Origin of the sequence: Tsukamurella paurometabola DSM 20162, assembly GCF_000092225.1 — a bacterium.
GTDB lineage: Bacteria > Actinomycetota > Actinomycetes > Mycobacteriales > Mycobacteriaceae > Tsukamurella > Tsukamurella paurometabola.
In genome coordinates this window covers 2,832,642-2,844,406 of sequence record NC_014158.1, presented here as the reverse complement: position 1 = coordinate 2,844,406, position 11,765 = coordinate 2,832,642, and the positions used below count along the sequence as shown (strand labels likewise).

Here is an 11,765-nt window from a genome sequence, read left to right as displayed (position 1 = left end):
CATGTGGTCGGCAGAATCCCGGAGCGTGACATCGCGGCGATCCGCGACCGCGCGCGCATCGAGGACGTGGTCGGTGAGTACGTAGCGTTGCGCCCCGCGGGCGTCGGCTCGATGAAGGGTCTGTGCCCGTTCCACGACGAGAAGACCCCGTCGTTCCACGTGCGACCTACCCAGGGATTCTTCCACTGCTTCGGCTGTGGCGAGGGCGGCGACGTCATCTCCTTCCTGCAGAAGATCGAGCACGTGCCCTTCGTGGAGGCCGTCGAACAGCTCGCTGACAAGGTCGGCATCCAGATCAGCTACGAGGGCGGGACTCCCGGCCCGAAGCAGGACCGCGGCACTCGGATGCGGCTCGTGGCCGCCAACGCCGCCGCCCAGAAGTTCTACGCCGAGCAGCTCCGCACTCCCGAAGCGGAGACGGCTCGCCAGTACCTCCAGGATCGCGACTTCACCGCCGAGGATGCCGAGTTCTACGGGTGCGGTTACGCGCCGTCGGGCTGGGACACGATGACGAAAGCGTTGCTGCGCCAGGGCTTCGAGGTCAAGGAGCTCGAGGCGGCCGGGTTGACGAAGCAGGGGCAGCGCGGGCCGATCGACCGGTTCCACCGCCGGCTGCTCTGGCCGATCAAGAACCTCGGCGGCGACGTGATCGGCTTCGGTGCGCGCAAGCTGTTCGACGACGACAACCTGGGCAAGTACATGAACACCACCGAGACCATGCTGTACAAGAAGTCTCAGGTGTTGTTCGGCCTCGATCACGCCAAGAAGCACATCGCCAAGGGGCATCAGGTGGTGGTGGTCGAGGGTTACACCGACGTGATGGCCATGCACGCCGCGGGGGTGGAGACCGCGGTCGCATCGTGCGGTACCGCGTTCGGCGAGGATCACGTCTCACTGGTGCGGCGACTGATGATGGACGACAGCTACTTCCGTGGCGAAGTGATCTACACCTTCGACGGCGACGAGGCCGGTCGCGCCGCCGCGATGAAGGCCTTCGACGGTGACCAGAAGATCGCCGGGCGGACCTTCGTGGCCGTCGCTCCCGACGGGATGGACCCGTGCGAGCTGCGCCAGAAGCACGGCGACGAGGCCGTCCGCGATCTGATCGCGCAGCGGGTTCCGATGTTCGAGTTCGCCGTGAAGACGCTGATCTCCGAGTTCGACCTCGATACCGCCGAGGGACGCGTGCACGCGCTGCGCCGCTCGGTCCCCGTGGTGGCGCGCATCAAAGACATGGCGCTGCGAGACGAGTACGCCCGTCAACTCGCCGGGTGGGTCGGCTGGGACGATGTGGGCCAGGTGCTGCGCCGGGTCCGTGAGGAATCCGCACGGATCCGCCGCGGTGAGGGGCGCCCCGGACCGGGCGCTCCGGCACCGTCGAACAACCGGTTCCGCGAGCCCGAGAACCCGGTCCCGCAGGCCCGCCCGACGGGACCGCAGCGGCCCAACCCCACCGATCCCGTGCTGTGGGTGCAGCGCGAGGTGCTCAAGTGCGCTTTGCAGGCACCGGCGTTGGCGGGCACCGTCTTCGACGCACTGTCCGACGACATGTTCACCGATCCCGCCTACCGCGCGATCCGCCTCGCGATCGAGGGCGCCGGCGGGATCGCGGCCGGCCTCGGCGGAGCGGAATGGGTCGACACCGTGGTCCGGCACGCCGACGGGCCGGTGCTGGAGGCGCTCGTCACCGAACTCGCCGTCGAACCACTGGAAGTTCAGGGTGAGCCCTCGCCGCGGTACGTCGAGAGTGTGCTGGCGCGGTTGCAGGAGGTGTGGGTCGGCGGTCAGGTGGCCGATCTGAAGTCGAAGCTCAAGCGCATGTCGCCCAACGCCGACGACGACTACAACCGGCTGTTCGGTGATCTGGTGGCGCTGGAGTCGTACCGGCAGAGCCTGCTGAAGCTGGCCGTGGGCGATACCGGGTACTAGTCCAGGTCGGTCTTGGGGGAGTAGACCACCGTCTCCGCGTCGATCTCGCGCAGCGTGCGCATCTTCGGATCGGGATTGAGCGAGTCGGAGAGCTTGCGGCGCCCCACCTCGACGGCCTTCTTGGTGACCGGGCTGGTGGCGATCGCCTTCGCGGTGCGATTGATCTGCTCGTACCGGCGGCGACCGGCCTTGGTGCCCAGCACGTAACCGGCACCTGCTGCGATAACCAGACGGATCATGGGGCCACTGTACCCGGCGGATACTCTGACGCTCATGACCTCGTACCCACCCGCGCAGACCGTCGGCGAGTTCGCGGCGAACCTCGCCGCGGTGCGGGCGCGGATCGACGCGGCGGCTACCCGAGCCGGTCGCGCACCGTCGGACGTGCGGTTGCTCCCGGTGAGCAAGACGGTGCCGCAGGACCGGCTGCGTCTCGCGGTAGCGGCGGGCTGTACTGAGCTGGGGGAGAACAAGGTTCAGGAGGCCAAACGGAAGTCGGAGGAGCTGGCCGACCTGGCTGTGGCGTGGGCGGTGATCGGGCACCTGCAGACCAACAAGGCGAAAGACGTGGCCGCGTTCGCCGCAGAGTTCCAGGCTCTCGACAGTGTGCGCGTGGCCGAAGCGCTCGATCGCCGGCTGCAAGCGGCCGGACGCGGCCTCGATGTGTATGTGCAGGTGAACACTTCGGCGGAGGAGTCGAAGTATGGGCTCAGCCCCGGCGCGGTGCCCGATTTCCTGCGCGAACTGCCCGCGTTCGCGTCGCTGCGCGTACGCGGATTCATGACCCTGGCCGAGTTCTCGGCCGACGAGGCCCGCGTACGCAAATGCTTCCGGGTGTTGCGCCGCGTACGGGACCGCGCCCTCGACGTGGACTCAGGGCTGACGGAGTTGTCGATGGGAATGTCGGGCGATTACGAGATCGCCATCGAGGAGGGTGCGACCTGCGTACGCGTGGGGCAGGCGATCTTCGGTTCCCGCTCCCTCCCCGACAGTCACTACTGGCCCACCGGCGGCTGAACCGGACCGCCGCGCCGAGTATCGTGTGGCACGCCGACGGTGCGTCGGCGCTGGGGCAGTAGCTCAGTCGGTTAGAGCCGCGGACTCATAATCCGCTGGTCGTGGGTTCGAGCCCCACCTGCCCCACTGATCTGTCAGTACTTCGCGCAGTTGCTCACGACCAGGTTGATCCGCTTGTTGATCTCGCCCTGGTTCGCGTTGTAGAACGCGGCGAGCTGGGGATTCTGGTTCGCGAGTTGGTGCAGGCGGGCATTGCGCTCGGCCGGCGGGAGGGTGAGCACCTGCTCGGCGGTGGCGCGGCCACCCGGAACCTGGTTCAGCATCGGGATCGCCTCGGGTGCGAGATCGGTCACCGCTCGCTCGACCTGCGCGACGGTGCACTGCGTGCCGGGGACGGGATCGGCGGGGGCGGCTGCGGCGGTGGCCACGGGGGCGGCGATCAGAGTGCCGGTGAACGCGGTAGCGGCGGCGAATTTCCAAGTCTGCATGGTGATTTCCTTTCGTCATGCTCGGCCCTTGATGGGGCGTCGCCACGAAGCTACCGCTCATCCGCTGAGGATCGTCCGAGAGATTTCTCAGGTATTCACAGTCGATTTCGGTAACGCTCGCCGTTTCCACCGCCGCACCTGCGACCCCTAGCTGAGGACACGGCTCATTGTTTGCAGAACCAATGCGCAGGCGGCCGTGGCGATGCATCCCGAGTGGTACGCGTTCCCTCAGCGTGTCGTCGCCGAATCGCCGACGCCACGCCGAAACGAGTCCTACGGTGTGTCCTAGGTCACGAAACGGGTCGAGGAGGCGTGAGATGTTGGATCACTACGACGTACGCGGCGGAGACTTCCGGCTGGGAATCCGGCCCCCGGCGGCGCGCCGCGCCGGTCTGGGCGTGTGGCGTGCCGTCAAAGCCGTACTCAATGCAGCGGCCGACCTCGACGCCCAGGTCTACGGTGCGCGCTTGCACGCTCGGATGAACATGCAGCCGTAGCCGCTGCGGTCGGGGACTACTGTTACGTTGCGGAACGACCGCGACGGGAGAACAGCTGCCATGGCCGACGACGCACTCGACGTGCCCGCTCACGACTCCGGTGATGCGGCGCCCGAGCCGAAGAAGTCCGTCTTCGCCGCGGGGGCCCGCGCCGCCCACGCGGCCAATCACAGCAAGACGGTCGCCGGCATCGTCCGGGTCGCCCGCGAGAACCTGCCCGGTGGTCCCAAGAAGGATCTGTTCCACCCTGATGCCGAATCCACCGAACGGCTCTCGAACCTCATCGACCGCATCGTCGGCGACGAACCCACCGTCACCCGGGAACTCGGCAATCTGGCCACCGCGACCTGGCAGGCGCTGATCAGCCGTCGCGACCGCGACTACTTGCCGCCGCGTCCGGTCACCATCATGTTCACCGACCTCGTGAGTTTCTCGACCTGGGCTCTGCATCGCGATGACGACGACATCGTCCGGCTGCTGCACGCCGTCAACAAGACCACCAAGGACCTCGTGGAGCGCCACGGCGGCGTCATCGTCAAGACCATGGGCGACGGGGCCCTCGCCGCCTTCGACGGCGATACCGCTATCGAAGCGGCGTACGAGGTGATCGAAGCGGTCGGAATGATCGACGTGGCCGACGGCTACCGGCCGACCCTGCGCGCGGGCCTGCACACCGGCACGCCACGACAGGTGAAGGGCGACCTCATCGGTGTCGACGTCAACATCGCGGCCCGGGTCGCCGAGGCCGCGAACGGGGGAGAAGTGCTCGCCTCCGAGACGGTCTTCACCGTCGCAGAAAGGGATCGCTACCAGGTGCGACCTCGCCGATTCAAGGCGAAAGGGGCCCCGCAGAAGCTCCAGGTCTTCTCTGTGCGCCCCCTGTACTGACCCTGCGGGAAAACCCTGAACTTTCGGCTCCGAGGTGACATCGCTGTAACGAACAGCGCGGTTGCCGAGATACAGCCTGTGACTTGAGTCGAAGACACACAGGGGGCTCCGCGGCCCCGTCGCAACCCAAGGATGGGAACCGCATGAACACGAAGAAGATCGGTGCAGCCTCGTTCGCCGTGATCGCCGCCGCCAGCGTCCTCGCAGGCTGCAGCAAGTCGACCGAGGGCGACAGCCCCGTCGCATTCTCCCCGGTGACCGGTGACCAGTTCACCGCCAACCCCGGCGCCTTCCAGACCGACGGCATCGCCGTCCCGCCGTCCGGCGTCACGATGGTGGGCAACCCCGTCGCTGCGCAGGCCGTCGCCAACTCCGGCCTGCCGCAGGGCACCATCACCTCGACCAGCAAGAACACCACGGTCTACTACCCGCCTGCCCCCGCGATCCCCGGCCTGCGGCCGGCGCCGCAGCCCGCGCCGCCCGCGCCGATGGTGCGGCCCGCCGACTACCGCCCGTGGCGTTACACGCCGCAGGAGATCGCGGTCTACCAGCAGATCTGTGAGACCGGTCGGTGGAACAACTACCGCGCCGGCATCGAGGTGCAGAGCCAGACCTGCTACACCCTGTACGGACGCCAGCTCGGTGTGAAGCCGTGGGTCCCCGGTCAGCCCAAGCCCTGGCAGCGCCCGGACTACCCGAAGCCGTGGTTCGAGGCGAACTTCAAGGTCGACGTGCCCGTCATGTGGATCTACCCGCCGAGCTGGACCCAGCCGCGTCCGCAGCCGCTGATCTCGGTGTCGATCGGCATCAACCTGCCCGGTAACCCGTACGTCCGGGTGAACCCGCGCTACAACGAGCCCTACTACCCCGTGTGGGCAGTGACCCCCGGCCGCGTGGTCGACGTTCGTGACCAGGCCCGCATCGTCGCGCCGGTCTACACGACCACCACCACGACGACCACGACCACCACTACGACGACCACGACCACCGCTCCGGTGGCTCCCGGTGTCGTGCTGGCGCCCCTTCCGACCTCGGCCAAGGTCGAGGCCCTGACCGCGGTGCCCGGCGCCAAGGTTGCCGGCAACGTCAACCTCGACGCCTCCGTGACCGCCCCGACCGCCGCTGCGGTGAAGGGCGCGACCATCCAGGCCGGCACCAAGGCCTCGCTGGACGCGGGCGTCGGCTCGAAGGTCGATGCCACCGTCGCCAAGCCGGACGTCGCCGCGGGTAACGCGGGCGCTGCGGTGAGTGCGGGTGCGGGAGCCACCGTCGGTACCGGCGGGGTGACCGGTGGTGCCAACGGCGGCGCAACCGCCACCGTTCCGGGTGCGACCGCCGGAGCGACGGCGACCGGTGGTGCGACCGCCGGAGCGACGGCGACCGGTGGTGCGACCGCCGGCACCACCGCACCGAAGGACACGGCGACCAAGGCTCCGACGCAGACCGAGACCAAGGCTCCGACGCAGACGGAGACGAAGGCTCCGGCGCAGACCGAGACCAAGGCTCCGACGCAGACGCAGACCCAGGCGCCTACCCAGACGCAGACGCAGGCTCCGGCCACGACCACCACGCCGCCCGTTACCCCGCAGGCATCCGTGTCGACCGTGGCTCCGAAGCAGGCGACGCGTACCCAGCCGGCGCAGGAGCCGACCGTGACCAAGCCCGCTACGGGCGCCGCCACGGCCACCTGCACCCCGGAGCAGGCTGCCGAGGGCACCTGCAAGCTGTAATCCGCTGACGCCTCGGGGGGACCTTCGGTAGGCCTCTGACCTGCCGATTGGTCTCCCCGAGTGCGTTGCGCTAAAGTTCTCTCTCGGTCAATCCCCCATAGCTCAATTGGCAGAGCATTCGACTGTTAATCGAAGGGTTACTGGTTCGAGTCCAGTTGGGGGAGCAAGCAAACCGCCTCTTCGGAGGCGGTTTTCTGCTTTCTTGAGCGTATCTGCAATAGCGGTTCGGGGCGCGCGCTTGCGGCTACCCTTCAGCGCAGAGCCGCTAGGCGTCAGCGAGTCAGTGCCGCCGCTGCGCTGAGAGCGGCAAGGAGACCGACGTCCAGTCGCTTCACCTGCATCAGCCGCGGACCCGCTCCGATCGACTGTGCGAGGGCGAGATACGAGCCCAGCGACACGGCTCCAGCGGTGATCGCAGGGCCACGGTATCGCGGCTCCGCAGCGGCGTAGATCAGGCCGCAGCCGAGTAGCCCGAAGAAGGTGGCGCGGTGCCGCAGCAGCAGCTCGGTGTCCGAGTCCGAGACGGTGATGCCGTAGCTGCGTTCGAGTCGATCGCGGGAGACGATCGCGACCGCGGGGGCCAGGTGCGCCATCCCGACGCCCGCGAGCAGCGCGCGCCCCAGCTTCTGTTTCACCACGAGTTCCTCCGATGCGTGAGAATGTCCACCTAGCATCGACCCTGTGACCGCCACCGCGCTTCCAGAAACGTGCGCTACCGCGAGCACCCTGTGGGTCTCGCCGGCCACTGCGGTCTACCTCGGCGCTTCGCTCGGTCTGGCGCCCCATTCGACCTCGGTGCACTGCCTGGTGCTCGGCGTCGACGGCCCGGTCACGGTGCGAGTCGATGGGCGCGAGGACGTGGTTGCACGCAGCGTGCTCGTGCCGCCCCGCGTGGTCCACCGGGTGGTGATCGCGCCCGGCTCCCGAATCCTCTTCTGCTACAACGATGCGAACGCCGATCACAGTCGGACGCTGGTTCACACGATGCGCGAGCGGTCCGGAGGATTCGGCCTGCATCACTCCGATGAGCGGCGCCTGCTCGACCTCTGCGCGGCCCCGGAACCCGATGGTGCGCGAATTCTGGCGACCGCCTTCCCGTCGCTGGGCGGAGCGCTCGACGAGCGGATTGCGCGGACCGTCGAACGAATTCTGCACGACCCCACGCGCCACGCCGCCGATGCTCTGGCCCAGGCGGAGAACCTCTCGCGCGCCCATTTCCTGCGTCTGTTCGGAGGCCAGACCGGAACCAGCTTCCGGCGCTACCGACTCTGGGCCCGGATGCTGCACGCCGCCGCCGCGATCGCCGACGGTGCCGACCTCACCCGCGCCGCCGCCGAGGCCGGCTTCGCCTCGCCATCGCACTTCAGCGACTCGTTTCTCCGGATGTTCGGGCTGACCGCCACGACTCTCACCCGGTCCGGGGCGAGGCTCGTGGTGAGCGACGCCCCGGCCGGGTGGAGATCGTGATCGCCTAGGCCGCTGACTTCTCGCTCGACGCGGTGTCGGTGGAGCCGGCAGAGCCCGACGCGGTGTCCTTCGCCGCGTCGGAGGTGGAAGCCGCCGGGGCCTCGGCCTTGTCGGTCGCGGACCCCGACGAGTTGCCCGCCGTGGAGTCGTTCGTCCCGGTCGTCGAACCGGCACCGGTGGAACCGGATTCGGCCGCCGTCGTCGGGGTGGACGGTGTCTCCACGGTGGTGCTGGGCGTTGACGGGGACGTGGGCTCCGCCTTCGTCGGTGTAGCGGGCGATGAGGCATCGCTCGCGGTCGCCGTAGCCTTCTCCTTCGGAGCCGGCTGGTCGTTGGCGCCGATCCGCGCCGTGAGCGCCGAGACCGACTCGCCGCCGTTCTCCAAGGCATGCGCTCCCGTCGTCGGCGCGGTGGTCGTGGCCGACGGTGATCCGGACGCCGCCGGTGCGGTGGCGTCCGCGGCCCGCTTCGACAGGTCGAGGATTCCCGCCGCCGTCCCGTTGACGACGGTGCCGTACTGGCTGGTGGCGAAGTCCGAGATGGGCTTGAGTGCGAAGTCCGAGAAGCCCTTGTAAATGGGCGTCAACAATCCGGTCAGTGGATTGATGATCAGGGCGTCGATACCGAGGATCTGCGTCAGCGAGCCCACCCCGAGACCGCCGGTGATAGTGGAGATGATGCCGTTCATCGGATCCGTCGGCAGGATGCCGGGCGGGATCAATCCCGCGCTGGAGTTCGGCCCTACGGTGTCGCCGATCTTGATATCGGTGAACAGTTTGATCCCGAACAGTGACGGCGAGGCGATCCCCATCCCCGCGGTACCGAAGCTGAATCCACCGAGACCGTAGATCAGCGGCAGCGGGATGCCGAGCGGGTTCTGCAGCAGCATCAGGTTCTGGCCGTTGTTGACGTTGATTCCGTTGGTGCCGAGGTAGTTCCCGGTGGTCACGTTGAGGTGGGTGAGTCCGAAGCCGATCGGGGTGTTGATGTTGTTCAGCGTGAAGCCGATGGGGTTGTAGACACCGTTCTGCGTGGGCAGCAGGACGTTCGCGCCCAGCGTCCCGGCCGACAGGAGGTTGAGCGGGAGTTTGAAGCCGGCCGCCCCGATCGGCACCGAGATCACGGTGTCCGAGCCGCCGAGCAGTGCGGGAAGTTTCACCGCAGCAGTGGGAGCGGCGCCCCACCAGCCGATCTGGCCGCCGAGCGGGAAGTTGTAGGTGCCGTCACCCTGAGGTACCCAGATGCTGCCCTGCGGCAGGGTGCCGTTCGGTAGCACCGGGATATCGGGCAGGGTGATCGGCGGCAGCCCGGGGAGGCCGGGCAGCGTGATGCCGTTGAGCGTGAGGCCGCTGGGGGTCTTGACGAAGGTGTTGAGGAAGTTGGTCTGACCCGACAGGCCGAGCAGGCCCCAGTTGTACGCGCTCGTGTACTTGCTCTGGCTGGCTTCCAGGCCATCGATGAGCTGGCTCAACGGTGGGAGCTGATTGAGAACCGGGCCGACGAGCGGGTTGTTGACCAGCCCGTCGAGCGCGTTGCCGGCGGTCACCAGCAGGCCGCCGCCGGGAAGTGTGGCGGGCAGCGGGAGCGTCACCGTCTGTCCGCCGGGTAGCACGATGTTCGGGACCACACCGGGGACACCGGTGGGCAGCGTGAGACCGCCGATGTTCCTGAGGATCTCGGGCAGCTGGGTGATCTTCGTGGCGTCGGATGTGACGAAGCTCGAACCGAAGGACGGCAGGATCGCGCCACTGCCGGCGCTGATCGGACCCCACACGGTGTTCACGTTCTTCTGCGCGCCGTCAGCAGCCTTGAGGAAGTTGTCGAGCGCATGCGAGTAGTCGCTGATCGCCTGGCTGTAGTTCGGTGCGGTCGCGGCCTGCGCAGGCGCACCCATCATGCTGATTCCTGCGGTGGCGCCTACCGCGCCGGCGGCGAACGCGGCGCGCTTGGCGGCCAGCCTCTTCGACGATTTACGGTGCTTCGCTGACATGGGTCGGGTCCTTCCTGGCGAATGCAGACGCGTGAACGGCGTCCATGCCGGCGAGCCTAAATCCGTTCAAGGCTTAATAAAGCCTGAATGTGCGACCGCAAACAAATCGACATATTTGCTGGTCGGGTGCCGCGCGCAGCGAACGCTCGGTTCCCGGGGCGGGAGACGCTTCCGGGTACGGTTGACGAGTCGAACCGAGGAGGGAAATGAGTCTCGCGGAACTGGCGCAGTGGCCGGTGGAGAATGCAGCCGGAGCGCTGTTGCGCACGGACGATGCGCGCACCGTCGACGGCTACGGCGATCTCGACGCGGAGTATGAACTCGCTTCTGTCACCAAGCTTCTCGTGGCCTACGGGATCCTCGTCGCGATCGAAGAGGAGGCGATCCGGCTGGACCAGCCGGTGGGGCCGCCGGGGAGTACCGTCGAGCACCTGCTGGCCCACGCCTCTGGGCTCGCGTTCGATTCCGACGAAGTGGTGGCCGCGCCGGCGACACAACGGATCTACAGCTCCTACGGCTACGAGCTGGTGGCCCGTCTGGTGGAGGAGGAGACCGGTATCGGATTCCCCGACTACCTCCGCGAGGCCGTCTTCGGCCCCCTCGGAATGACTCGCAGCAGCCTGCCCGGCCCCGCAGGCCACGGAGCCCGCTCGACGGTGGCCGACCTGACGCGCTTCGCTGCCGAGGTGGCCGCCCCTACTTTGCTGGACCCGCGCACCGTCGGGGGTGCGTGCACGGTCCACTTCCCAGGCCTCGCCGGCTTCGTCCCCGGATACGGCAAATTCATCCAGAACACCTGGGGGCTCGGCTTCGAGATCAAGGGCGACAAACGCCCGCACTGGACGGGAACCCGGAACTCGCCGCGCACCGTCGGGCACTTCGGGCAGGCGGGGACGTATCTGTGGATCGACCCCGATCTGCAGCTCGCAGCGGTGATCCTCACCGACCGGCCGTTCGGTGCGTGGGCTAAACCCCTGTGGTCCGAGTTCAACGACCGCCTGATTTCTCAGGAACTACAAGGCGTGTAACTGGCGCAACACGCGCATCATGGTGCACAATGGCTTCATAACTACATCGGTGTGATAAGGCAGCAGCGGGTAGCCACCCGGTTCGACAGACGGCTTGGGGAAGACGTTCTCGTCGAAACGAAGAAGGTGGCAACCATGCAGCAGCTGAGTCAGTTTGCAGAGGTGACGACGGGTGTCGTCTGGATTCACGCCGCACCTGCTGCACTGTGCCCGCACGTGGAGTGGGCACTGTCGAGGACCCTCGATGCGCGAGCCACGCTCAAGTGGACCGCGCAGGAGGCCGTCCCCGGTATGCAGCGCGCCGTCGTCGACTGGGTTGGCCCGGTCGGCTCCGGTGCGCGGATGGCGAACACGCTCCGGGAGTGGAACTCCCTGCGGTTCGAGGTCACCGAAGATCCCTCCGAGGGGGTCGACGGTGAGCGGTTCTGCTATGCCCCGGGTCTGGGCCTGTGGCGTGGCACGATGAGCGCGTCGGGTGACACGTTGCTCGGCGAGGCCCAGTTGCGCTCGCTCATGCTCGAACAGGGCGGCGAGGGGCTGCAGACCGCCATCGATTCCCTCCTGGGCACCGCCTGGGACGACGCACTCGAGCCCTTCCGCATGGGTGGACAGGGCGCCGAGGTCACCTGGCTGTCGCAGGCCGTCGGCTGATCCTCACCAGACCTGCCTGAAACCCGGCCCTGGCGGGCGAGCGCGGCGCGCGAGTGACGGCGCCCCGCCGGGACCGGGAC

At 67.8% G+C, this 11,765-nt stretch carries 12 protein-coding genes and 2 tRNA genes; 10 read left to right on the top strand and 4 right to left on the bottom strand.

Annotation, left to right across the window (positions count from 1 at the left end):
- Positions 1–3: 3 nt before the first annotated feature.
- Positions 4–1,929: a DNA primase gene (gene dnaG, locus TPAU_RS13710; protein ID WP_013127351.1), complete on the top strand. Its 1,926-nt coding sequence runs from the start codon at positions 4–6 to the stop codon at positions 1,927–1,929.
- Here the strand turns inward: dnaG and TPAU_RS13705 are convergent.
- A complete protein-coding gene (locus TPAU_RS13705; protein WP_013127350.1) occupies positions 1,926–2,168 on the bottom strand; it encodes a hypothetical protein in 243 nt (80 codons plus the stop codon). The two genes, dnaG and TPAU_RS13705, sit on opposite strands and share 4 nt — an antisense overlap.
- A 34-nt stretch (positions 2,169–2,202) precedes the next feature.
- Here TPAU_RS13705 and TPAU_RS13700 point away from each other — a divergent pair, with 34 nt between their 5' ends.
- The gene (locus TPAU_RS13700) at positions 2,203–2,946 is read left to right on the top strand and encodes a YggS family pyridoxal phosphate-dependent enzyme (protein WP_041945072.1); all 744 of its coding nucleotides are present in this window, start codon (positions 2,203–2,205) and stop codon (positions 2,944–2,946) included.
- 52 nt (positions 2,947–2,998) lie between these two features.
- Positions 2,999–3,072 (top strand) — tRNA-Ile (locus TPAU_RS13695).
- Positions 3,073–3,080: 8 nt separating this feature from the next.
- Here the strand turns inward: TPAU_RS13695 and TPAU_RS13690 are convergent.
- Positions 3,081–3,434 carry a hemophore-related protein gene (locus tag TPAU_RS13690; protein WP_013127348.1) on the bottom strand — a complete coding sequence of 118 codons (354 nt, stop codon included), beginning with the start codon at positions 3,432–3,434 and terminating at the stop codon, positions 3,081–3,083.
- Positions 3,435–3,751: 317 nt separating this feature from the next.
- On the opposite strand from TPAU_RS13690, the gene TPAU_RS13685 reads away from it, so the two are divergent.
- From TPAU_RS13685 to TPAU_RS13670, 4 genes are all read left to right on the top strand, one after another.
- Positions 3,752–3,931 (top strand): hypothetical protein, encoded by a 180-nt coding sequence (locus TPAU_RS13685; RefSeq protein WP_013127347.1) that lies wholly within the window; start codon positions 3,752–3,754, stop codon positions 3,929–3,931.
- 60 nt (positions 3,932–3,991) lie between these two features.
- A complete protein-coding gene (locus TPAU_RS13680; protein WP_013127346.1) occupies positions 3,992–4,819 on the top strand; it encodes an adenylate/guanylate cyclase domain-containing protein in 828 nt (275 codons plus the stop codon).
- Between the two features lie 143 nt (positions 4,820–4,962).
- A complete protein-coding gene (locus tag TPAU_RS13675; RefSeq protein WP_013127345.1) occupies positions 4,963–6,549 on the top strand; it encodes a hypothetical protein in 1,587 nt (528 codons plus the stop codon).
- 91 nt (positions 6,550–6,640) lie between these two features.
- Positions 6,641–6,713 (top strand) — tRNA-Asn (locus TPAU_RS13670).
- A 108-nt stretch (positions 6,714–6,821) separates the two neighbouring features.
- Here TPAU_RS13670 and TPAU_RS13665 read toward each other — a convergent pair.
- Positions 6,822–7,184, bottom strand: a complete 363-nt coding sequence (locus TPAU_RS13665) for a hypothetical protein (RefSeq protein ID WP_041945071.1) — start codon at positions 7,182–7,184, stop codon at positions 6,822–6,824.
- 46 nt (positions 7,185–7,230) lie between these two features.
- On the opposite strand from TPAU_RS13665, the gene TPAU_RS13660 reads away from it, so the two are divergent.
- A complete protein-coding gene (locus tag TPAU_RS13660; RefSeq protein WP_013127343.1) occupies positions 7,231–8,016 on the top strand; it encodes an AraC family transcriptional regulator in 786 nt (261 codons plus the stop codon).
- Positions 8,017–8,020: 4 nt separating this feature from the next.
- Here the strand turns inward: TPAU_RS13660 and TPAU_RS13655 are convergent, their stop codons facing one another.
- Positions 8,021–10,006, bottom strand: a complete 1,986-nt coding sequence (locus TPAU_RS13655) for a hypothetical protein (RefSeq protein WP_013127342.1) — start codon at positions 10,004–10,006, stop codon at positions 8,021–8,023.
- 206 nt (positions 10,007–10,212) lie between these two features.
- On the opposite strand from TPAU_RS13655, the gene TPAU_RS13650 reads away from it, so the two are divergent.
- Both TPAU_RS13650 and TPAU_RS13645 read left to right on the top strand, forming a co-directional pair.
- Positions 10,213–11,034, top strand: a complete 822-nt coding sequence (locus tag TPAU_RS13650; protein ID WP_013127341.1) for a serine hydrolase domain-containing protein — start codon at positions 10,213–10,215, stop codon at positions 11,032–11,034.
- Between the two features lie 135 nt (positions 11,035–11,169).
- Entirely contained in the window at positions 11,170–11,685 is a 516-nt protein-coding gene (locus tag TPAU_RS13645) for a DUF3145 domain-containing protein (RefSeq protein ID WP_013127340.1), read from the top strand.
- The last annotated feature ends 80 nt before the right edge of the window (positions 11,686–11,765 follow it).

Excerpts from the sequence above, each read along its gene's own strand:
- TPAU_RS13705 (WP_013127350.1), bottom strand. The coding sequence starts at position 2,168 with ATGATCCGTCTGGTTATCGCAGCAGGTGCCGGTTACGTGCTGGGCACC.
- TPAU_RS13700 (WP_041945072.1), top strand. The coding sequence starts at position 2,203 with ATGACCTCGTACCCACCCGCGCAGACCGTCGGCGAGTTCGCGGCGAAC.
- TPAU_RS13690 (WP_013127348.1), bottom strand. The coding sequence starts at position 3,434 with ATGCAGACTTGGAAATTCGCCGCCGCTACCGCGTTCACCGGCACTCTG.
- TPAU_RS13685 (WP_013127347.1), top strand. The coding sequence starts at position 3,752 with ATGTTGGATCACTACGACGTACGCGGCGGAGACTTCCGGCTGGGAATC.
- TPAU_RS13680 (WP_013127346.1), top strand. The coding sequence starts at position 3,992 with ATGGCCGACGACGCACTCGACGTGCCCGCTCACGACTCCGGTGATGCG.
- TPAU_RS13675 (WP_013127345.1), top strand. The coding sequence starts at position 4,963 with ATGAACACGAAGAAGATCGGTGCAGCCTCGTTCGCCGTGATCGCCGCC.
- TPAU_RS13655 (WP_013127342.1), bottom strand. The coding sequence starts at position 10,006 with ATGTCAGCGAAGCACCGTAAATCGTCGAAGAGGCTGGCCGCCAAGCGC.
- TPAU_RS13650 (WP_013127341.1), top strand. The coding sequence starts at position 10,213 with ATGAGTCTCGCGGAACTGGCGCAGTGGCCGGTGGAGAATGCAGCCGGA.
- TPAU_RS13645 (WP_013127340.1), top strand. The coding sequence starts at position 11,170 with ATGCAGCAGCTGAGTCAGTTTGCAGAGGTGACGACGGGTGTCGTCTGG.